Origin of the sequence: Lysobacter sp. yr284 (assembly GCF_900107375.1) — a bacterium.
In the GTDB taxonomy this organism is placed as follows: Bacteria; Pseudomonadota; Gammaproteobacteria; order Xanthomonadales; family Xanthomonadaceae; genus Lysobacter.
Window position 1 is genome coordinate 21,562 of the sequence record NZ_FNPT01000008.1, and the last position, 19,096, is coordinate 40,657.

Sequence of the window (19,096 nt, forward strand, 5' to 3'; positions counted from 1 at the left end):
GCCCGGGGACCGGAACCCGCCGATTATGCGGCGCCGTGTTGCGGTGCCGCAAATGTCCGTTCGGGCAGGGGGAAAGCGGGGTTTGGAATAACGAAAAACGAACGAATCGGCGTCGCCACCGGCTCGAAGCTGAACGCCCGAGGCGCCACCGCCGGCGTTTATGGCAGCGACTTCAGTCCCGACGCTTTCGTCTCAGGTAGCGGTGATCTGGCCGAAAGGCGTCGGGACTGAAGTCCCTCCCACAAACGCCGGCCTCGCCGCCGCGGCGACAAGGCCAAGGCCGAACCGGGCTTCGCGCGTTTTTGCTGGCCCGCCGGCGGATTCGTTTGTCGGCCACGCGGGTTTGGATTAAAACGAGCGGGTTCGGATTGAAAAGAACCTCGCGGCGCGACTGCCGCGGCGTTTGCGGCCGGCCGCTGGGGAGCGGCCACGTCTTCCATTGATCCAGAGCGCCGGGGGCCAGCCAATGAAACGATTCGAACCTGCAATGCGGCGCAATGCGCAATGGGCGTTGTGCGCGCTCGCGGCGGCGGTGCTGAGCGCCTGCGGCGGCGGAGGTGGCGGCGGCAACGTCCGCGAGACCCCGCCGAGCACGCCCACCACGCCGCCCCCGACCACGCCGCCGAGCACGCCGCCGCCGCCGATCGGCGCGCACCTGGACCTGACCAACGCGCGCTCGGCGCAGGCGCTGGGCCTGACCGGGCAGGGCGTGCGCATCGGCGTGGTCGACAGCGGCGTGCGCCGCGACCATCCCGCGCTCGCCGGCCGGGTCGGGCCGATGCTCGTCTACACCGACCCGCGCAGCAACAACCATCGCGTCGACGATGTGCTCGGCCACGGCACCTACGTCTCGCAGATCATCGCCGGCACCCCGGTCGGCGCGTGGCCGGGCGGCATCGCGCCGGGCGCGAACATCGTTTCCGCGCGCATCCTCGCCGACACCCGGCCCAGCGACGACGGCAGCGGCCAGGGCAACGAGGCGCGCGACAACGGCGGCCTCGACATCGTCAGCCGCGACCTCATGAACGCCGGCGTGCGGATCATGAACAACTCCTGGGGCGGCCTGTACTGGACCGGCGACAACGTCACCCGCAGTTTCATTGCCGCCTACCAGCCCTTCATCGACAACGGCGGGCTGGTGGTGTTCGCCACCGGCAACGAATCCAAGCCGCAGCCGTCCGACAACGCCTCGCTGCCGAGCCAGGGCGCCGGCGCCAATGTGCTCGAACGCGGCTGGATCGCTGCGGCCGCGCTGGACTCGCTCAACCCGACCCGGCTGGCGAGCTATTCCAACGCCTGCGGCATCGCCATGAACTACTGCCTGGTCGCGCCCGGCGACGTCCAGGCCACCGGCGTCAACGACGCGGTCGGCGCGCCCAGCTACTGGGTGGTGCGCGGCACCTCGTTCGCCGCGCCGCAGGTGTCGGGCGCGGCGGCGCTGGTGTGGCAGGCGTTTCCCTACTTCGACAACGACCTGGTGCGGCAGGCGCTGCTCGGCAACGCCAAGGACCTCGGCGCGCCCGGCGTGGACCCGGTGTTCGGCCAGGGCCTGCTCGACGTCGGCGCGGCGGTGCGCGGCCTGCACCGGCTCGACTTCGGCGATGTGCGGGTGGCCTTCGACGGCACCTCGACCTGGAGCAATCCGCTCACCGGCGCGGGCGGCCTGAGCAAGGACGGCAGCGGCACGCTGCGCCTGGACAGCAGCGCCGCGCATACCTACACCGGCGCCACCGAAATCGCCGGCGGCACCTTGCGCCTCAACGACGGCGGCAGCCTGGCCTCGCCGGTGACCGTGCGCGCCGGCGCGACTTTCGCCGGCGGCAACGGCGCCAAGCTCGCCAACCGCGTGGACAACCAGGGCGCGGTAAGGGTCGAAGGCGCGGGCTTGCGCATCGACGGCGACTACGCGCAATCGGCGGCGGGGCAGTTGCAGTTCTTCGTCGGCTCCAAGCTCGACGTCGGCGGCGCCGCCACGCTCGCCGGCGACGCGCGCGTGCTCGGGCAGCTGCCGGGCTACGTGCGCTCCAGCCGCGAAGTGTTCCTCAACGCCGGCAGCGTCAGCGGCCAGTTCGCCAGCCTGTCGAGCGCGCCGGGGGTGTTCCTGACCGCGACGCTGGGCTACAGCGGCACCCAGGCCTGGCTCGACATCAGCGCCCTGAGCATCGCCGCGACCGCGCAATCGCTGGGGATGCGCGCCGCCGACGTGGCCTCGGCCGTGCGCGTCGACGGCGCCCTGGACGGGCTCGGCGGCGGCGCCACGGCGACCGCGCCGGGCGCGCCGCAGGCGTTCTCGGCCGCCGCCGGCGCGCTGCAGCGCGCGGCCACCGCGCAGGCGGCGCAGCGTTCGCTGGCCAGCCTGTCGGGCGAATTGCACAGCGCCGACGCGGCGTTCGCGCTGATGTCGATCGAAGCCAACCGGCGCGCGCTGGAATCGCGCCTGGACGCACAGTTCCTCGACGCCGCGCGCAGCGGCGCCTGGAGCGACCGCCTCGACGCGCAGCGGGCGATGGCGGGGCGCCTGGACCTGGACGCGCGCGGCTGGATCGTCGGCCACGACCAACGCGTCGGCGCCTGGAACCTGGGCGCCGCGCTGAGCCAGACCGACGGCGTCGCCTACAGCGGCGAACGCCGCGACCGCGAGCGCAACCTCCAGACCGAAGGCCAGCTCTACGCCGCCTGGAACCGCGGCGACGCCTATGTGTTGGGGCGCGCCGCGTTCGGCCGGATGAGCCGCGACCTGCAGCGCGAAGTGCAACTGGGCGAGATGCGCTTCGGCACCGGCGCCGACTACGCCGAGCGCTACCTGAATCTCGGCGTCCAGGCCGGGCAGCGGCTGCGCGTCGGCGGCGGCGTGCTGACGCCCTACCTCGGTGCGCAGGCGCTGCGCCTGGATCGCGGCGGCTTCGAAGAAGCCGGCGCGGCCGGGTTCGGCCTGCGCGCCGGCGATTCCAGCCTCGCCGCGACCCAACTGCTGGCCGGCGCGCGGCTGGAGCGGCAGTGGCGGCTGGGTTCGGCGCAACTGAGCCTGAGCGGCCGCGCGGAGTGGCAGCGCACCCTGGCGCAGTCCGGGCGCTACATCGATGCGCGCTTCGCCGGCATCGACGCGTGGTCGCCGATCCTGGCCGACCCGTTCGCGCGCGAGGCCGGCGTACTCGGGCTGGGCTTCAACGCGCGGTTCGCTAGCGGTGGGGTGCTGGCGCTGGATTTCGACAACCGGTACGAGTTCGGCCGGCAGTATCCGCGCGCGTTCGCGAGTTGGTCGCTGCCGTTCTGAGTCGGCGCGGCCGCGGGTCGCGCCGGGCGTCGCGGGTTCGTGGTCGCGGCTTGCGCCGCTCCTACAGGTAGATCGCGAAGTTCCGGACTCGCCCTGTAGGAGCGGCGCAAGCCGCGACCGCGAAACCCCGAACGCGACGAACCCCGACGCGCGCGCGATCCTCCGGATGAAGCCCCGCCCGCCGCGCCGTCGTCGCCGCAACGAAAAACGCCGCCGTGTCGCCACGGCGGCGTTTTCGTTTTTGAGCTCCGCGACCGACGCCGCGCTCAGCTCTTGCCGTCGAACAACTCGCGCCCGATCAGCATGCGCCGGATCTCGTTGGTGCCCGCGCCGATCGCGTAGAGCTTGGCGTCGCGCAGGATGCGCCCGGTCGGGTACTCGTTGATGTAGCCGTTGCCGCCGAGGGTCTGGATCGCTTCCAGCGCCACTTCGACCGCGGCGTCGGAGGCGTGCAGCAGGCACGAGGCGGCGTCGACGCGGCTCTTGTAGCCGGCGTCGAAGTCGCGCGCGACCTGGTAGGCGAACGCGCGGCTGGACTGCAGCGAGGTGTACATGTCGGCGATCTTGCCCTGCATCAGGCCGAAGGTGCCGATCGCCGCGTCGAACTGCTTGCGCTCGCGCACGTAGGGCAGGGCGATGTCCATCGCCGACTGCATCAGCCCGAGCGGGCCGCCGGTCAGCACCAGGCGCTCGGTGTTGAGGCCGCTCATCAGCACCCTGACGCCCTGGTTGACTTCGCCGACCACGTTCTCGGCCGGGATCTCGCAGTTCTCGAACACCAGCTCGCAGGTGTTGGAGCCGCGCATGCCGAGCTTGTCGAGCTTCTGCGCGGTGGAAAAGCCCTTCATGCCCTTCTCGACGATGAAGGCGGTCATGCACTTGCTGCCGGCGTCCTTGCCCGCGGTGCGCATGTACACCAGCAGCACGTCGGCTTCGGGGCCGTTGGTGATCCACATCTTGTTGCCGTTGGCGACCCACACGCCGTCGCGCAGTTCGGCGCGGCAGCTCATCGAGCCGACCACGTCGGAACCGGCGCCCGGCTCGCTCATCGCCAGCGCGCCCTTCCACTCGCCGGTGCACAGCTTGGGCAGGTACTTGGCGCGTTGGGCCTGGTTGCCGTTGGCGAACAGGTTGGACACGCACAGGTTGGAGTGCGCGCCGTAGGAGAGGCCGACCGAACCGGAGGCGCGCGAAATCTCTTCCATCGCCACCAGATGGGCCAGATAGCCCATCTCGCTGCCGCCGAACTCGCCCGGCACGGTCATGCCGAGCAGGCCCATCTCGCCCAGCTTGGGCCACAGGTCCTGCGGGAACGCGTTGTCGTGGTCGATGCGCTCCGCGCGCGGAGCGATTTCGGCTTCGGCGAAACGGCGCACGGCATCGCGCAGCGCGTCGATCTCTTCACCCAGGGGAAAACTGCGCATATCAGCCCTCGTAACGAATCAGCGGCCGCCCATTGAGCGGTTGGATGTTGCGGTTGTTGCGGCGGTAGTGGGCCAGGAACCCGTCGATCTGCCGCTTGGACATGGTCACCGGCGCCGGCATCACGTACCACTCGACATTTTCCGTCAGCGGCGGGGTCGTGAGCGAGCCCAGGTAGTGGTAGTAGCCGTGCGATTTCGGAATCAGCCCCTCGATATCGATCTCGTGCTGGGCCGGCCGGACGTGGCCGGGCTTGAGATCGTCCAGCACTTCCTGCGCCACCGGATTGGCCGCGCCCTGTTCATACATCACCCCGACCACCGCCAGCCGGCCGTCCTGGGCCTTGAACACGAAGTGGCCTTCGAGCGGGAAGTGCTTGCCGTCCAGGGTGTGCTCGCTCTGGGCGTGGAAGTGGAACTGGGCCAGTTTGAAGTGGCGGCCGCGGATGATCGCCTCGGTGGCGTGGGTGTCGACCTGCACCGCGTGGCCGTTGTCCTCGACCTTGTCGACCGCGCCGTGGGTGTGGCTGAACTCGATCGCCCGCGGCTCGCCCGGATCGGCCGCGACCGCGCCGGCGGCGACGATGTCGATCGGCGACTGCGACCGGTCGTGCAGCGCCTGCCAGGCCTCCTGGCGCTCGTAGTCGTAGACCTCGTGGTGCCCGGCGGCGGCCGGCTTGGCCGGCGGCTCGTTCGCGCCGGCGGCGGACGCGGCGGCGAGGGCGATGGACAGCGCAGCAACGGCAGGCACAGCGAAGGCGGACGAACGCATGGCTTGGCTCCGGAGCGGGCGACGCTATGAGGGGATGGTGGGTAAAGCGTGCGTCTTGCTAAACGCAAAAGCGCACGAAAAACCCTACCGCGAATACGACGACGGGGCCGATGGCCCCGTCGAGGTGTGCTTCAGTGGCCGCTGCGGATGCGTCCGCGGAAGCTCGGGTTGGAGCGGCCGAGCGGCAGCTTCAACTTGCCGATCGCGCTGATGCGCTCTTCCGCCAGACGGTCGGCGGCGGTGTAGGTCGGGATGCTGTCGCGCTCGGCGATCTCGAAGATGCGGCCGAGGTTGTGGTAGATCGTGCGCATCATGCGCATGGCGCGCTCGCGGTTGTAGCCGTCGAGCTCCAGCGCCACGTTCATCACGCCGCCGGCGTTGACCGCGTAGTCCGGCGCGTACAGGATGCCGCGCTTGGCCACTTCGTCGCCGATGGCGTTGTTGGCCAGCTGGTTGTTGGCGGCGCCGCAGATGATCTTGGCCTTCAGGCGCGGCAGGGTCTGCTCGTTGACGGTGCCGCCCAGCGCGCACGGCGAGTACACGTCGGCGTTGACGTCGTAGATCTCGTCCAGGCCCACCGCCTCGGCGCCGTACTCGGACACGGCCTTGTCGACCAGGCCCTTGTTGATGTCGGTGACGAAGATCTTCGCGCCGCGCTCCTTGAGCAGCTTCACGAACTCCATGCCGACGTGGCCCAGGCCTTGCACGGCGTAGCTGTACTTGCCCACTTCCTCGTCGCCGAAGCGCTTGTTCAGCGCCGCCATCAGGCCCTGCAGGGTGCCGTAGGCGGTGAACGGCGAGGGATCGCCCGAACCGCCGTGGACCTGGTGCACGCCGGTGACGTACTCGGTCTCGCGGTAGACGTATTCCATGTCGTTGACGTCGATGCCGACGTCCTCGGCGGTGATGTAGCGGCCGCCCAGCGAATCGACGAACTTGCCGAACGCGCGGAACAGCGCCTCGGACTTGTCGGCGGACGGGTCGCCGATGATGACCGCCTTGCCGCCGCCGATGTTGAGGCCGGCGACCGCGTTCTTGTAGGTCATGCCGCGGCTCAGGCGCAGCACGTCGTTGAGCGCGTCCTGCTCGGTCTTGTACGGCCACATGCGCAGGCCACCCAGGGCCGGGCCGAGCACGGTGTTGTGAATCGCGATGATGGCCTTCAGGCCGGCGTCCTTGTTATGGCAGAACACGACCTGCTCATGGCCGAAGGTGTCGAGGGTTTCGAAAATCATCGGGTGCTCCGAACCGGGCGGGTTGCGCGGCGCTGGCGCGAGCGCGGTTACGCCTGGCTGTGGGTTAAGTCGTTGAAGTGGAAAGAAATCGCCTGTGCGGCGGCGAATCGTTCGGCCGGCGCAGGGCCGCTAGTCTAAAGCAATCGGGCAATACGGCTAGGTATGCCTGGACCGGCTGGCGGCGCGTCCGCGGGCCACGGCGGGCGTGGTTTGCCGGGCGTGTCGTTTGGCTCGATCCAAAACCCCGGCGCGCCCGTGCGCGGGCGGCGAGGGCGGGGTGCGACGGCAGCGGCGCAGGCTGAATGCGATGGCGCCGGCTGCGTTCGCGTCGGCGCGGCAGGCGGCGGCGATCCGCAAGTGCCGCGAGGTCGCGACCGCACGGTGCGCGGCGACGCGATGCGGCCGGTGTTTTCGCAACGACGCGGCGCGCGCCTCGCGGGACCGCTAACGAATGCCGCGCCCCGCCGCGCGCTGGGGCAGTCAGAACGCGCGATACGGCCGCTCGCGCAGCCACAGCGTGGCCAGCCATTTTTCTCCGGCCAGCACCGGCATGCCGGCGTGCAGCGACGCCGGGTCGGGCTGGCAGTCGCCGTCGAGATTGTCGAACACCAGCGCGCGCCCGGCCTGCGGCGTCACCGCCAGCGCGGCGTGCGGGAACTCGGTAGCGCCGCCGGCCTCGACCGCGTTGAGATAGACGCAGACCGTGCGCAGGCGGTCGCCGGCGTGCGGCCGGTCGCGCGCCTGCGCCTGCGGCGACAAGTAATCCCGATGCGGGCGGTAGGCCTGGCCCGGCGCGTAGCGCAACACGGTGAGGTGCTCGCCGTGGACCAGGTCGAGGCCGGCCGCGCGCGCCATTCGCCATTGCGCCAGGCGCAACGCGAGGTCTTCGCCGACCGGGTCCAGGCTGGCGTCGCTGCTGTCGCGCAGCGGATTGGGAACGGCGACGCCGCTGCGTTCGTCCACGGTCTGCGACGGCCGCAGCGTCGGTTGCGCCTGCGCCACCAGCAACCGGCATTCGTCGGCCGACAACAGCGCATCGGCCTGGGCCACGCGCGGATGCGCCGACAGCGGCGTCGACGCGACCGGCTGCGCGGCATCGGCGAGCGAGATCAAACCGGCCGAGGCGGCGTCGCGCTGCGCTGGCGCGCCGACCGCGATCGGCGGCAGTGCGATCGCCACGCCGTGCGCCTGCAATTGCGCGATCAACTCCGCCGCCGCCTGCGGTTGCGGCGCGCAGCCCTCGCCGCGCGCCAGCCGCTCGGCCAGCAATCGCGCCGCGATCGCGTCGCCGCGCGCGGCCGCGCGTTCGAGCAATTGCAGGCAGGCGCGCTGCGCCGCCTCGTCGCCGTGGCGCCGGCCGAACAGCAAGGCCGCCGCACGCAGCGCCGGCGGATACTCGGCGCGCACCGCGGCGAGCAGGCGGCGGTCGTGCTCGGCGCCGGCGAAATCGCCGCGACCCACCGCCATCAGCGCGATGAAGTAGCCCGCCGCCGCCGAGCCCGCGCGTTCGGCGGCGTCCAGCGCGTCGTGCGCGGCGGGCAGGTCGAGCTCGCCGCCGATGCCGTGCATGGCCATGCGCGCGAACTCGATCCGCGCCTCGGCCAGCCCTTGCGCCGCAGCGCGCGCGTACGCCGCGCGCGCCGGTTCGGCCGCGCCGCGAACCAGCAGCGCGGCCGCCCATCGGTACAACTCCGGCGCGGCACCGCCTTCGGCGGCGCGGCGCAGGTCGGCAAGTTCGGGGTCGTCGGTCATCGGCGGCAGCCTAGCCGAGCCCCGCGCGCGCGGCCAGCGCCGCCGCGACCGCGTCAGTAGCGGCGCACCCAGCGACCGGCATGGAAGCGCCACGCCGGCCCGTTCGCGACCCAGCGCGGCCCCGTGTACGCGTAACCCGGCCGCGCGACCACATAGCTGCCGCCGATCCACACATGGCGGCGGCCGTTCCAGCTCCAATAGCCCGGCATCCACACATAGCCCGGACGCACCCGCACCCGCTCGTAGCGCGGCGGCGGCGGAGCCACGCGCACGTCCACATCGACATACGCGCGGGCCTGCGCCGCGGGCGCGTGCGCGCCCATCAGCATCGCCACGCCCATCGTTGCCGCCACTGTCCAAGCACGCATCGCCATGATCGTTCTCCTCGCATCGGCGGCCACCCGCCGGTTAGCGCTGGCAACGTCGCCCACGCGGCGCTGTTGACGGCGTATGCGAACGCATTCAGGGATGCGCCGGATTGCTGAAGGCCGGCTTGCCGGAAACGAACGACAGTGGAGGAGACGGGCGAGGTTCGATCGACGTGCTGCGCCTGCACACGCTGACGGCAATGCCGGCAAACTCCCTGTAGGAGCGGCGCAAGCCGCGACCGCGGTGCGGCCGTTCGCGTCGGGCGGCTGCGTCGTAGTTGAAATGTCGCGGTCGCGGCTCGCGCCGCTCCTACAGGGCGATTGTCCGTATACGCGCCGGCGGTTGTGGGGGGCTTCAGGCCCGACGCTGTTCGGCCGGATCGCGGCGACCCGGCACGAAAGCGTCGGGCCTGAAACCCCTCCCGCAACCGCCCGGCGTTGCGCGCAACTCCGCCCGCCGCCGCCACTTGCGACCCGCCCGGCACTTCGCAGGCCGCCGCGCCGCCGCCGTCCTATTGACGCCGGTCGCCCGACTCCGCTAGCGCCGACGCTCCCTACGCCCCCGCACGCACGCGTTAAACCGGGGCCGCGCGCACAGAGCTACAATACGTGCAGACCGTCCAGCGTATCGAGATGCCCATGAGCACCACCGCCGCGAATCTCCCCGCCGCCCAGCCCGACGCGACCCCGCTGCGCTTCGTCACCGCCGCCAGCCTGTTCGACGGCCACGACGCCGCGATCAACATCATGCGCCGGCTGATCCAGGGGCAGGGCGCCGAAGTCGTCCACCTCGGCCACAACCGCTCGGTCGAGGACGTGGTCCGCGCCGCGCTGCAGGAAGACGCCGACGGCATCGCCCTGTCGAGCTACCAGGGCGGCCACGTCGAGTACTTCAAGTACATGGTCGACATGCTCAAGGAACGCGGCGCCGGCCACATCCGCGTGTTCGGCGGCGGCGGCGGCACGATCACGCCGGAAGAGATCCGCGAACTGCAGGCCTACGGCGTCGAGCGCATCTACCACCCCAACGACGGCATGCACATGGGCCTGGTGGCGATGATCGAGGACGTGGTGCGCCGCGCCAGCGACGCGCGCCTGCCGACCGAATCGAGCCCGCAGGCGTCCAGCATCGGCGACGAGATCAGCATCGGCCGCACCCTCAGCGCGATCGAAGAAGGCGCGTTCGACGAAACCCAGCTCGCCCACCTGCGCAAGCAGTGGCAACTGGCCGGCGGCAAGACCCCGGTGGTCGGCATCACCGGCACCGGCGGCGCCGGCAAGTCGTCGGTGACCGACGAACTGCTCAACCGCTTCCTCGCCAATTTCCCCGACATGCGCATGGCGGTGATCTCGGTCGATCCGACCCGCCGCCGCACCGGCGGCGCCCTGCTCGGCGACCGCATCCGCATGAACTCGCTGCGCAGCCACCGCGTGTACATGCGCTCGATGGCCACGCGCCGCCAGAACGCGGCGACCAACACGGTGCTGAAGGACTGCATCGGCTACCTGCGCAGCCTCGGCTACGACCTGGTGATCGTGGAAACCGCCGGCATCGGCCAGAGCGACTCGGAGATCGTCGACCTGGTCGACTTCCCGATGTACGTCATGACCAGCGACTTCGGCGCGCCGAGCCAGCTGGAAAAGATCGACATGCTCGACTACGCCGAACTGGTGGTGCTCAACAAGTTCGACAAGCGCGGCGCCGAAGACGCGCTGCGCGACGTGCGCAAGCAGTGGAAGCGCAACCGCGTCGCCTTCAGTACCCGCGACGAGGACGTCCCGGTCTATCCGACCATCGCCAGCCAGTTCAACGACCCCGGCATCAGCTGGATGTTCGCCAACCTGTGCCGCCTGCTGCGCGACAAGCTGTCGCTGCCGGCCGAGAAGTGGACGCCCGACGTCAACACCGACCTCAAGGAGCCGCGCGCCACCGTGCTGATCCCCGGCGCGCGCGTGCGTTACCTGGCCGAGATCGCCGAGCAGGGCCGCTCGATCAACCGGCAGATCGAGACCCAGTCGGAGGTGGCGGACCGCGCGCAGTCGTATTGGCAGTCGCTGCACGACCTGGAAGACCCGCAGCTGCCCAAGGCGCTCGACCTCTACAACGGCGAAGCGCTGCTGCCCGAAGCCCCGTCGGCGGACCGCACCCTGCTGACCCTGCGCCAACGCTACAACGACGCCGTCCAGACGCTGACCTCCGAAGCGCTGAAGCTGCTGCGCGACTGGCCCGCGCGCCTCAAGTCGATCACCGACGAAGTCAACGAATACAAGGTCCGCGACAAGGTCATCCGGGTCGAGAACTACCGCGAATCGCTGAGCCACCAGCAGATCCCGAAGATCGCCGCGCCCACCTACAAGAGCTGGGGCGAGCTGCTGACCTTCCTGCAGAAGGAAAACCTGCCGGGCTATTACCCCTACACCGGCGGCGTCTACCCGTACCGCCGCACCGGCGAAGACCCGATCCGCATGTTCGCCGGCGAAGGCACCCCGGAGCGCACCAACCGCCGCTTCCATTACCTGTCCGTCGGCCAGCCGGCCGCGCGCCTGTCCACCGCGTTCGACAGCGTGACCCTGTACGGCGAAGACCCGGCCGTGCGCCCGGACATCTTCGGCAAGATCGGCAACTCCGGCGTCAACATCGCGTCCTTGGACGACATGAAGAAGCTGTACTCCGGCTTCGACCTGTGCGCCCCGAGCACTTCGGTGTCGATGACCATCAACGGCCCGGCGCCGATCATCCTGGCGATGTTCATGAACACCGCCGTCGACCAGCAGATCGAGAAGTACCTGCGCGAAGACCAGTCGCGCTGGGACGCCGCCCACGACAAGATCGAAGCCCTGTTCGAAGGCCGCAAGCGCCCCGAATACAGCGGCCTGCTGCCGGAGACCAACGACGGCCTCGGCCTGGGCCTGCTCGGCGTCACCGGCGACCAGATCGTCGACGCCGAAACCTACCAGCGCATCCGCGACAAAACCCTCGCCACCGTGCGCGGCACCGTCCAGGCCGACATCCTCAAAGAGGACCAGGCGCAGAACACCTGCATCTTCAGCACCGAGTTCGCCCTGCGCATGATGGGCGACATCCAGCAGTTCTTCGTCGACAAGAACGTGCGCAACTTCTACTCGGTGTCGATCAGCGGCTACCACATCGCCGAAGCCGGCGCGAACCCGATCAGCCAGCTCGCCTTCACCCTGTCCAACGGCTTCACCATCGTCGAGTACTACCTCGCCCGCGGGATGAAGATCGACGACTTCGCCCCGAACCTGTCGTTCTTCTTCTCCAACGGCATGGACCCGGAATACACCGTCATCGGCCGCGTCGCCCGCCGCATCTGGGCGCGCGCCATGCGCGAGCGCTACGGCGCCGACCCGCGCAGCCAGATGATGAAGTACCACATCCAGACCTCGGGCCGCTCGCTGCACGCCCAGGAAATCCAGTTCAACGACATCCGCACCACCTTGCAGGCGCTGTACGCGCTGTTCGACAACTGCAACAGCCTGCACACCAATGCCTACGATGAAGCCATCACCACCCCGACCGAGGAAAGCGTCCGCCGCGCGGTCGCGATCCAGATGATCATCAACAAGGAGTTGGGGCTGAACTTCAACGAGAACCCCTGGCAGGGCAGCTTCATCGTCGACAAGCTCACCGACATCGTCGAAGAGGCCGTGTACAAGGAATTCGAAGCGATCAGCGAGCGCGGCGGCGTGCTCGGCGCGATGGACACCATGTACCAGCGCGGCAAGATCCAGGAAGAGAGCCTGTACTACGAGCACAAGAAGCACGATGGCTCGCTGCCGCTGGTCGGCGTCAACACCTTCCTGCCGAAGGACCACGGCGGCGACATCGTCACCGAGATCGAACTGATCCGTTCGACCGAAAGCGAGAAGGGCCAGCAGATCGACAACGTGCAGGCCTACCAGGTCGGCCGCAACGGCTACGCCGACGAAGGCCTGCGCGGCCTGCAAGCCGCCGCGCGCGAGCGCCGCAACGTGTTCGCCAGCCTGATGGAGGCGGTCAAGACCCACAGCCTCGGGCAGATCAGCCACGCGCTGTACGACGTCGGCGGCGAATACCGGCGCAACATGTAATCGACCGATCGAAGGAACAAAGGCCCGCGCAAGCGGGCCTTTGCCATGGCCGTCGACGTCCGGCGGCGACAGGGAGCAGAACCGATGCAAGAACGCACCAACGCGGCGCCGAACCGTTACGGCTGGATTCTGCTGATCGTCGCGCTCCTCGCCGCCACCGTCGGCGGCTGGCCGGTCGCCATCGCCGGCCTGATCGTCGGCCGCTGGCTGCATCCGTTCAACCTCGCCGCGCGGATCGGCTATGCGCTGTGCTGGCTGGCGCTGACTCTGATTCCGGTGGTCTGGATCGCCGGCTCGGGCTATTGGGAATGGTCCTGGGACCGCGTCTGGCCGCCGGCCAGCTACATCCTCATTGTCTTGGCCTGGTGGTTGCTGCGGCCGAAACTGTTCCGCCGGCCCAGCCGATCCTGGGCCAGCGCCGTCGGCGTATCGCTGCTCGGCGCCGTGCTGACCGCGCCCGGCTACATGGGCCTGACCACGGTGGCGCCGATGCCTTACGTCCTGGGCGCGATCGCTTATGGCAGCGTCCGCGCCGGCGCGCTGGACGGCGTCTCGGCCATCTTCCTGCAGAGCGCGGTGCTGATGATCGCGATCATGTTCATCGCCCACCTTGCCGTGTACGCGCCGCCGCGGCGAAACGCCGCCGCCGCGCCGCGCTGACGCGACCCGCTTCCCGGCCGGCGCACGCCACCGGCGCCGTCGCGCGCGTTGTTGCGGCCGGCGACGCCTTGTAGATTGGGCTTTCCCAATCGGAGGCAGGCCGCATGGCGCTCAAGCGGATGGACAACGTAGGCATCGTCGTCGAAGACCTCGACGCGGCGGTCGGCTTCTTTCGGGAACTCGGCCTCGAACTCGAAGGGCGCGGCGCCGTCGAAGGCGAATGGGCCGGCCGCATCACCGGCCTGGGCGACCAGCGCGTCGAGATCGCGATGATGCGCACGCCCGATGGCCACAGCCGCCTGGAACTGTCGCGTTTCATCGAGCCGAAGGTCGTCGCGGATCACCGCAACGCACCGGTCAATGCGCTGGGCTATCTGCGGGTGATGTTTGCGGTGGACGATCTGGCCGATACGTTGGAGCGGTTGCGGCCGTTTGGTGCGCAGCTTGTCGGCGAGGTGGTGGATTATCAGGATGTGTATCGGTTGTGCTACATCCGTGGGCCAGAGGGGGTACTCATCGGGCTGGCGCAAGAGCTCGGTTGAGCGTGGCGTCGCTGCGAACGGTATTGGGCTTAGGCTTACTCAGCCGCTGATCGTCGAGGCCCGGCTACGGCGAGATCTTTCGGGTTGCTTGGATGCTGTTACGGGCTGTATTTCGTGTGCGCTTGTGCTAAGCCGCTTCGGCCGCTTGCATGTTAATGCGCAACTGAGTATTGCGCACATTCGTTGGGCGGCAGGCTCGCTCAAAGACCGCGGTCGAATTGTCTCCTCAATAGACTTGCAACACCGGGTAGGCTCGGCCATGTTGTGCTTGGTTCCGGATGGTCGAGGCCATGAAAACAACGTCGCGGCCTGGGGCCCCTAAATGAAACGCAATGCTCAACGAATGTCTTCAGCACAAGATGAGGGCATCTCAAGTTGAAAGTGCCGCCTCCTAATGCCTGCCAGGCTAGTAGAGCTGTTCGAGAGGTGCCCGGAGCATCTCCAGCGCTTGCAAGAAATCTTGGACGAATTCGCAGAGCGAAGACCGCGTCTGCAACCTTTCGATGAGGCGCTTTGGTCGTTGGAGGATGAGTTGAGTTTGTTCATCCAGCAGGCCGCTGGCGAATTGAGGCGTGCCGAGGCTGGAGGCGATGCGGTAGAAATCGCGTGGGCGCAAGAGAAGGTGAGGATCATGTTTTCCGCCCGCTCCGGCAACGTAGGCCTGGGAGGGCGTTCTGTGGAACCGCTTCGGAGGTGGTTCGATGAGAACAAGGCGCTGTTTGAACCAAGGCCGAGCTTGTGGCTGCGCGTTCTACCTTGAGGTTTGGGGTGGAAATACTCGAGTTGCTGTGTCGTTCCTTGTGCGGGAGTAGCGCCTTGCCCGAACTGGCGGTGCATCGCGTGCTCCCGGGGTGTCGTGCCAATGTTGCGGGATCGCACGGAATAACATTTTGAATGTGAGAATTTTATGTCGAAACTTCCACCGCCTCAGGTTCCTCCCAAGCTGCGCGAGCTCCTGAGTGACTATCCTGGGTACGTCGATCGTCTGCAGGAGGTTCTTGACGAGTTCGCCGTGCCTAAGCTCAGGCTGCAGCCTTTTGATGATGCGCTCTGGGCGCTGGAGAGCAGATTGGACGCGTTCGTCCAAGACGCCGGGGACGAACTCAGGGATGCAGAAGCAAGCGGCGATGCCTCGGCTATCGAAAAGGCCGCCGTAAAGCGGCGTGCGATGTCGCTGGCTCGTTCCAAGAATGGGGGGATGCGCGTCGAACTGATGGACGATCTTTGGAACTATTTTGAGAGGAACAAAGAGGCTTTCGAATGAACGCCTCGGGCCGCGAGCTGGACGGCACAACGCATCGCCTGATATTTCTGGAAGAAATCGTCCCGGAAAGCGGCTTCAACGAGGCGACGACTCAGGCCCGGCCGAAAGCGGTTTTTCTTGCGGGTCAGCCAGGGGCAGGAAAGGGTAGCTTGGCGAGGGCGGCTCGAACCGAGCTCAAGGGCGATGTCGTTACGGTGGATCCCGACGAACTGCGCGGGTACCACCCCTGGGTCAAGACATTCCGAAATGAGCGGCCATACACATGGGCCGACGACACTCACTCCGATGCCAGCCGCTGGTCCAAGGAGCTTCGCGCGGCGACTATCGACGGGCGCAAGAATATAGTCATCGACACGACCCTGGGGAACAGGGAGTCGGCGGCGGAACTGATCAAAGAGCTGCAGGCCAAGGGCTACGATGTCGAGATTCGCGCGATGGCCGCGCACAGGCTCGAAAGCGAGTTGGGCGTCGATTCGCGATTCACGGGCGGCTTTGCCAAAGATGGCTACGGCCGTTATGTCCCGGAGAATGTCCGCGCGGAGGTTTACGAGAAGCTTCCCGACAACCTCGATCACGTCCGCACCGAAACCGGCGTCCCTGTCCGCATTTACAGCCGCTCAGGCGCTGAGCTTTACGACAGCCGCACCAGCCCGCTGACGCCCGGAGCGGCGATGGAACAAGCGCGCGAAGCGCGTCTGCAGGACCCTAAAGTCGTTCGCGCGCTCAATCAGGACGCGAAAGCCCAGCAGGTCGTTCATCAAGAACTGCCCGACAACCTATCCCGTAACGCCAAAGTCCAGCCCGCCACTGCGCAGGCGCTGCTCCACGAGCGCAGCGAACTCAAGGTGGTGGAAAGCGTCGACCGCCTCGCGATCGAAACGGCAAAGATCAACCACGCCGTCAACGTCCGCCCCGCCTTCATCCGCGGCGTAAGCACCGCCGGCGCCCTCGGCGCAGCCGCCACTGCTTACGACATCGCAGACACCACGCGCGACGCCATCCGCTTGTCCGGCCAAGGCAACCAGTTCGGCGCCGAATCCAGGATCGTCGGTGCGGTCGCGCGCAATGTCAGCGGTCTCGGCGGCGTCGCCTTGGGCAGCCTCGCCGGCGCCGCCGTCACCTCCGAAACCGGTCCGGGCGCGCTCGTCGGCGGCGCGATCGGCGGTGTCGTCGGCGCGGTCGCGGGCGACAAGGTCGCCGAATGGATCGACCAGCACCGCATCAACAACCAGGAAGGCAACGGCCACACCTGGACCTTCGACCCCAAGCAGCCCGAGCGAAGTTGGACGCGGCGCGAGCTCGACCTCGACGCCATGCGCTACAGCGAAGGCGCGCCGGTCTACAAGCCCGGCGCGATCAAGGCCGATCCCGAACTCGCGGACAAGCTCAACTACCAGGCCTCCAACCGCGCCACCGAGTTGGCGCTGTCGGCGCCGCCGCGGCCGCAGAGCCCTTATGAGATTCCGGCCAGCGCCCAGGACGCGCGCAGCCTGCGCGAGAGCCCGTGGGAGCGCAACCCGCAGACCGAGCAATGGACGCGGCAAGTGGCCGTGGGCTACATCGACAAAGGCGTGATGAGCACGCGCACCGACGTCGCCACCCCGCAGCGCGCCGCCGAACTGGAAACCCAATCGCAGGCCATCATCGCCGCCAACGCGACCAAGACGCCCGCCGCGCTGGCCACCAGCTACCAGACCGCGTTCGACCAATACGGCTGGACGCGCCACGGCGAAGCGCCGCCGGCGGTGAAGGACGCCGCCCGCCATCCCGGCCGCCTCGTCGCCTCCGATGGCGACACCTACGAACGCGGCAACGACGGCCAGTGGACCAGCCGCGGCATGGTCTGGGACAGCAAGGCCGAAGGCAACACCAGGCGTGAACTCGACGCCACCTTCGAACGCCAGCAGCAAACGCTGAAGATCACCACGCTCGCGCCAGTGGAAGTGCGCCCCGACCCGGAACCGACCAAGACCGCCACGACCACGCCGCCCAGCCTCACCCCAGCCGACGCCGGCCACCCCGAGCGCCCGCTGCACGACACCGTGCGCGGCGCCGTCGAACGGTTCGACCAGCAACTGGGCAAGCCCTGGGACGTGCAGAGCGAGCGCATGACCGCCAGCGCGCTGGCGATGGCGGTGGAAATGAAATTCGGCCCCAAGGACGACATCCGCCTGGCCTTCAACCAGCCCGCCCCGGGCCTGGCCGCGGGCGAGGTGGTGCATGTTTACCGCGTCGGCCATCCGTCTCCCGATCCGGCCGCGCACCACGCCAGCATGAAGACCGCCGATGCGGTGTCGGTGCCGGTCGAAGAGCGCTACCAGCAGATCGAAACCACCCGCCTCGCGCAGGCGGAGACGGCGCAGCGCGATCAACAGCAAGAACACAGTCGCACGCAAAGCGCCGCCGGGCAGGGCGGACAGAAGATGTCGGTCTGAGGCTGGCTCGCAGGGGGGGCGTCGTGCGTCCGCGAGGCGATGAGCCGGACCGTCACGGCTTTACGAGTTGAGGCAAGGAGGCGATCCGCGCGCGCTACGCCGCAGAAAGCCGCCCGACGCGGCAAACGCGCCGCACCGCCCGATCGAACTCAAGGAGCCGAACGATGAAGCCCTATGTACTCGCCTGCCTCGCTGCCGGTAGCGCTCTGCTCGCCATCGCCGCCCCCGCGACCGCCGGCCGCGCCATCAACTACCCCGTCACCATCGCCCCCGACGTCGCCTACGGCTCGATGCTGTCCGCCCGCCGCAGCGCCGACACCGTCCAGTACATCGGCTGCAGCCTCAACTCGCCCGACGCCACCCACACCGTGCGCTACGCCCAATGCGACGCCGTCAACGCCCAAGGCCGGCGCCTGATCTGCGACACCACCGACGCCGGCATGATCGCCACCGTGCAATCCATCGGCGCCTACCACTACATCCTGTTCCGCGTCGACGCCCAAGGCCGCTGCACCGCCGTCAACACCTGGATCTCCTCCGACACCTTGCCCTGAGCGCCGGCCCCGCCGGCGGCCCCACAAGGCCCGCTCCGGCGGGGCTTTGTCGTTTCGGGGCGGGACCATCGGCGCCGCTGTCCCCCGGCCGCCCCATACGCCGTACCCATTCCCCGACGCCCGCGACGTCGGAATAATCCCCCCATGACCATCATCCTCACCGACTTCGCCCGCCCGCGTCTGTTCCCGCGCGAACCGCGCCGGAACACCATCCAGGACATCACCGCCGAAGAATTCGAGCGCCACCTCAACGAAGTGCCGCCGCTGATGGTGCTCGACGGGTATGCGCCGTTCTGCAAGCTGCATGTGCATCGGAACTGGACCAGCACCCGGTGCCTGACCGTGCCGATCACCGACGAGAACCGCCACCTGCTGCGCTCGGGCTACGAAGCGCGGACCAAGGACGAACTGCCGGTGTTGGTGCGGTGGTTCGAAGGAGTCGATCCGCCGGTGGCGGAATACTTGATCGTGATTCTGTATAGCCGCGAGCAACTGGCTAAAGAGGGCACGTTGACTGAGGAGGATTGGGGCGTGGTGGGGTGTATGTATACGGCTGAGCCGGTGGAGACTCCGATGGCGCCGATTACAGTGATGCGAAATGCGCTCGGCGTGGGGGAGGGAGGCTCAGGTGTGTCGTTGGATCGCGAGGCTTACATACGTAGTGTCGAGTTTTGGAGCACACACGCTAACTGGCGCGAATGATTCTCTACGGCGGGTGGTTCGCCAT

At 68.4% G+C, this 19,096-nt stretch carries 13 protein-coding genes; 8 read left to right on the forward strand and 5 right to left on the reverse strand.

Features of this window, described 5'->3' with window-relative positions:
• Positions 1-487: 487 nt before the first annotated feature.
• Positions 488-3,274 carry an autotransporter serine protease gene (locus tag BLV01_RS13990; protein WP_139178686.1) on the forward strand — a complete coding sequence of 929 codons (2,787 nt, stop codon included), beginning with the start codon at positions 488-490 and terminating at the stop codon, positions 3,272-3,274.
• A gap of 266 nt (positions 3,275-3,540) precedes the next feature.
• Here BLV01_RS13990 and BLV01_RS13995 read toward each other — a convergent pair whose 3' ends face one another.
• From BLV01_RS13995 to BLV01_RS14015, 5 genes are all read right to left on the reverse strand, one after another.
• The gene (locus BLV01_RS13995; RefSeq protein WP_091800598.1) at positions 3,541-4,698 is read right to left on the reverse strand and encodes an isovaleryl-CoA dehydrogenase; all 1,158 of its coding nucleotides are present in this window, start codon (positions 4,696-4,698) and stop codon (positions 3,541-3,543) included.
• 1 nt (position 4,699) lies between these two features.
• Positions 4,700-5,467 carry a carbonic anhydrase gene (locus BLV01_RS14000; RefSeq protein ID WP_091800601.1) on the reverse strand — a complete coding sequence of 256 codons (768 nt, stop codon included), beginning with the start codon at positions 5,465-5,467 and terminating at the stop codon, positions 4,700-4,702.
• Positions 5,468-5,598: 131 nt separating this feature from the next.
• Positions 5,599-6,702 carry a Glu/Leu/Phe/Val dehydrogenase dimerization domain-containing protein gene (locus tag BLV01_RS14005; protein WP_057947183.1) on the reverse strand — a complete coding sequence of 368 codons (1,104 nt, stop codon included), beginning with the start codon at positions 6,700-6,702 and terminating at the stop codon, positions 5,599-5,601.
• A gap of 480 nt (positions 6,703-7,182) precedes the next feature.
• Positions 7,183-8,454, reverse strand: a complete 1,272-nt coding sequence (locus BLV01_RS14010) for a 2OG-Fe(II) oxygenase (RefSeq protein WP_254782649.1) — start codon at positions 8,452-8,454, stop codon at positions 7,183-7,185.
• 53 nt (positions 8,455-8,507) lie between these two features.
• A complete protein-coding gene (locus BLV01_RS14015) occupies positions 8,508-8,828 on the reverse strand; it encodes a YXWGXW repeat-containing protein (RefSeq protein ID WP_091800604.1) in 321 nt (106 codons plus the stop codon).
• Positions 8,829-9,461: 633 nt separating this feature from the next.
• Between BLV01_RS14015 and BLV01_RS14020 the strand changes: the two genes are divergently transcribed.
• The 7 genes from BLV01_RS14020 (at position 9,462) to BLV01_RS14050 (ending at position 19,071) form a co-directional block, all read left to right on the forward strand.
• Positions 9,462-12,914 carry a methylmalonyl-CoA mutase family protein gene (locus BLV01_RS14020; RefSeq protein ID WP_091800607.1) on the forward strand — a complete coding sequence of 1,151 codons (3,453 nt, stop codon included), beginning with the start codon at positions 9,462-9,464 and terminating at the stop codon, positions 12,912-12,914.
• Between the two features lie 84 nt (positions 12,915-12,998).
• A complete protein-coding gene (locus BLV01_RS14025; RefSeq protein ID WP_091800610.1) occupies positions 12,999-13,574 on the forward strand; it encodes a hypothetical protein in 576 nt (191 codons plus the stop codon).
• Between the two features lie 104 nt (positions 13,575-13,678).
• Entirely contained in the window at positions 13,679-14,116 is a 438-nt protein-coding gene (locus BLV01_RS14030) for a VOC family protein (protein WP_091800613.1), read from the forward strand.
• A gap of 907 nt (positions 14,117-15,023) precedes the next feature.
• A complete protein-coding gene (locus BLV01_RS14035) occupies positions 15,024-15,380 on the forward strand; it encodes a hypothetical protein (RefSeq protein ID WP_091800616.1) in 357 nt (118 codons plus the stop codon).
• Positions 15,377-17,815 (forward strand): zeta toxin family protein, encoded by a 2,439-nt coding sequence (locus BLV01_RS14040; RefSeq protein ID WP_091800619.1) that lies wholly within the window; start codon positions 15,377-15,379, stop codon positions 17,813-17,815. Before BLV01_RS14035 ends, BLV01_RS14040 begins: the two co-directional genes overlap by 4 nt.
• Positions 17,816-17,979: 164 nt before the next feature.
• Positions 17,980-18,369 (forward strand): hypothetical protein, encoded by a 390-nt coding sequence (locus BLV01_RS14045; protein ID WP_091800627.1) that lies wholly within the window; start codon positions 17,980-17,982, stop codon positions 18,367-18,369.
• Between the two features lie 144 nt (positions 18,370-18,513).
• The gene (locus BLV01_RS14050; RefSeq protein ID WP_091800633.1) at positions 18,514-19,071 is read left to right on the forward strand and encodes a DUF3228 family protein; all 558 of its coding nucleotides are present in this window, start codon (positions 18,514-18,516) and stop codon (positions 19,069-19,071) included.
• Positions 19,072-19,096: the final 25 nt, after the last annotated feature.

What these genes read in the sequence shown, in the direction of transcription:
- BLV01_RS13990 (WP_139178686.1), top strand. Translation starts at nt 488, where the DNA reads ATGCGGCGCAATGCGCAATGGGCGTTGTGCGCGCTCGCGGCGGCGGTG.
- BLV01_RS13995 (WP_091800598.1), bottom strand. Translation starts at nt 4,698, where the DNA reads ATGCGCAGTTTTCCCCTGGGTGAAGAGATCGACGCGCTGCGCGATGCC.
- BLV01_RS14000 (WP_091800601.1), bottom strand. Translation starts at nt 5,467, where the DNA reads ATGCGTTCGTCCGCCTTCGCTGTGCCTGCCGTTGCTGCGCTGTCCATC.
- BLV01_RS14005 (WP_057947183.1), bottom strand. Translation starts at nt 6,702, where the DNA reads ATGATTTTCGAAACCCTCGACACCTTCGGCCATGAGCAGGTCGTGTTC.
- BLV01_RS14010 (WP_254782649.1), bottom strand. Translation starts at nt 8,454, where the DNA reads ATGACCGACGACCCCGAACTTGCCGACCTGCGCCGCGCCGCCGAAGGC.
- BLV01_RS14015 (WP_091800604.1), bottom strand. Translation starts at nt 8,828, where the DNA reads ATGGCGATGCGTGCTTGGACAGTGGCGGCAACGATGGGCGTGGCGATG.
- BLV01_RS14020 (WP_091800607.1), top strand. Translation starts at nt 9,462, where the DNA reads ATGAGCACCACCGCCGCGAATCTCCCCGCCGCCCAGCCCGACGCGACC.
- BLV01_RS14025 (WP_091800610.1), top strand. Translation starts at nt 12,999, where the DNA reads ATGCAAGAACGCACCAACGCGGCGCCGAACCGTTACGGCTGGATTCTG.
- BLV01_RS14030 (WP_091800613.1), top strand. Translation starts at nt 13,679, where the DNA reads ATGGCGCTCAAGCGGATGGACAACGTAGGCATCGTCGTCGAAGACCTC.
- BLV01_RS14035 (WP_091800616.1), top strand. Translation starts at nt 15,024, where the DNA reads ATGTCGAAACTTCCACCGCCTCAGGTTCCTCCCAAGCTGCGCGAGCTC.
- BLV01_RS14040 (WP_091800619.1), top strand. Translation starts at nt 15,377, where the DNA reads ATGAACGCCTCGGGCCGCGAGCTGGACGGCACAACGCATCGCCTGATA.
- BLV01_RS14045 (WP_091800627.1), top strand. Translation starts at nt 17,980, where the DNA reads ATGAAGCCCTATGTACTCGCCTGCCTCGCTGCCGGTAGCGCTCTGCTC.
- BLV01_RS14050 (WP_091800633.1), top strand. Translation starts at nt 18,514, where the DNA reads ATGACCATCATCCTCACCGACTTCGCCCGCCCGCGTCTGTTCCCGCGC.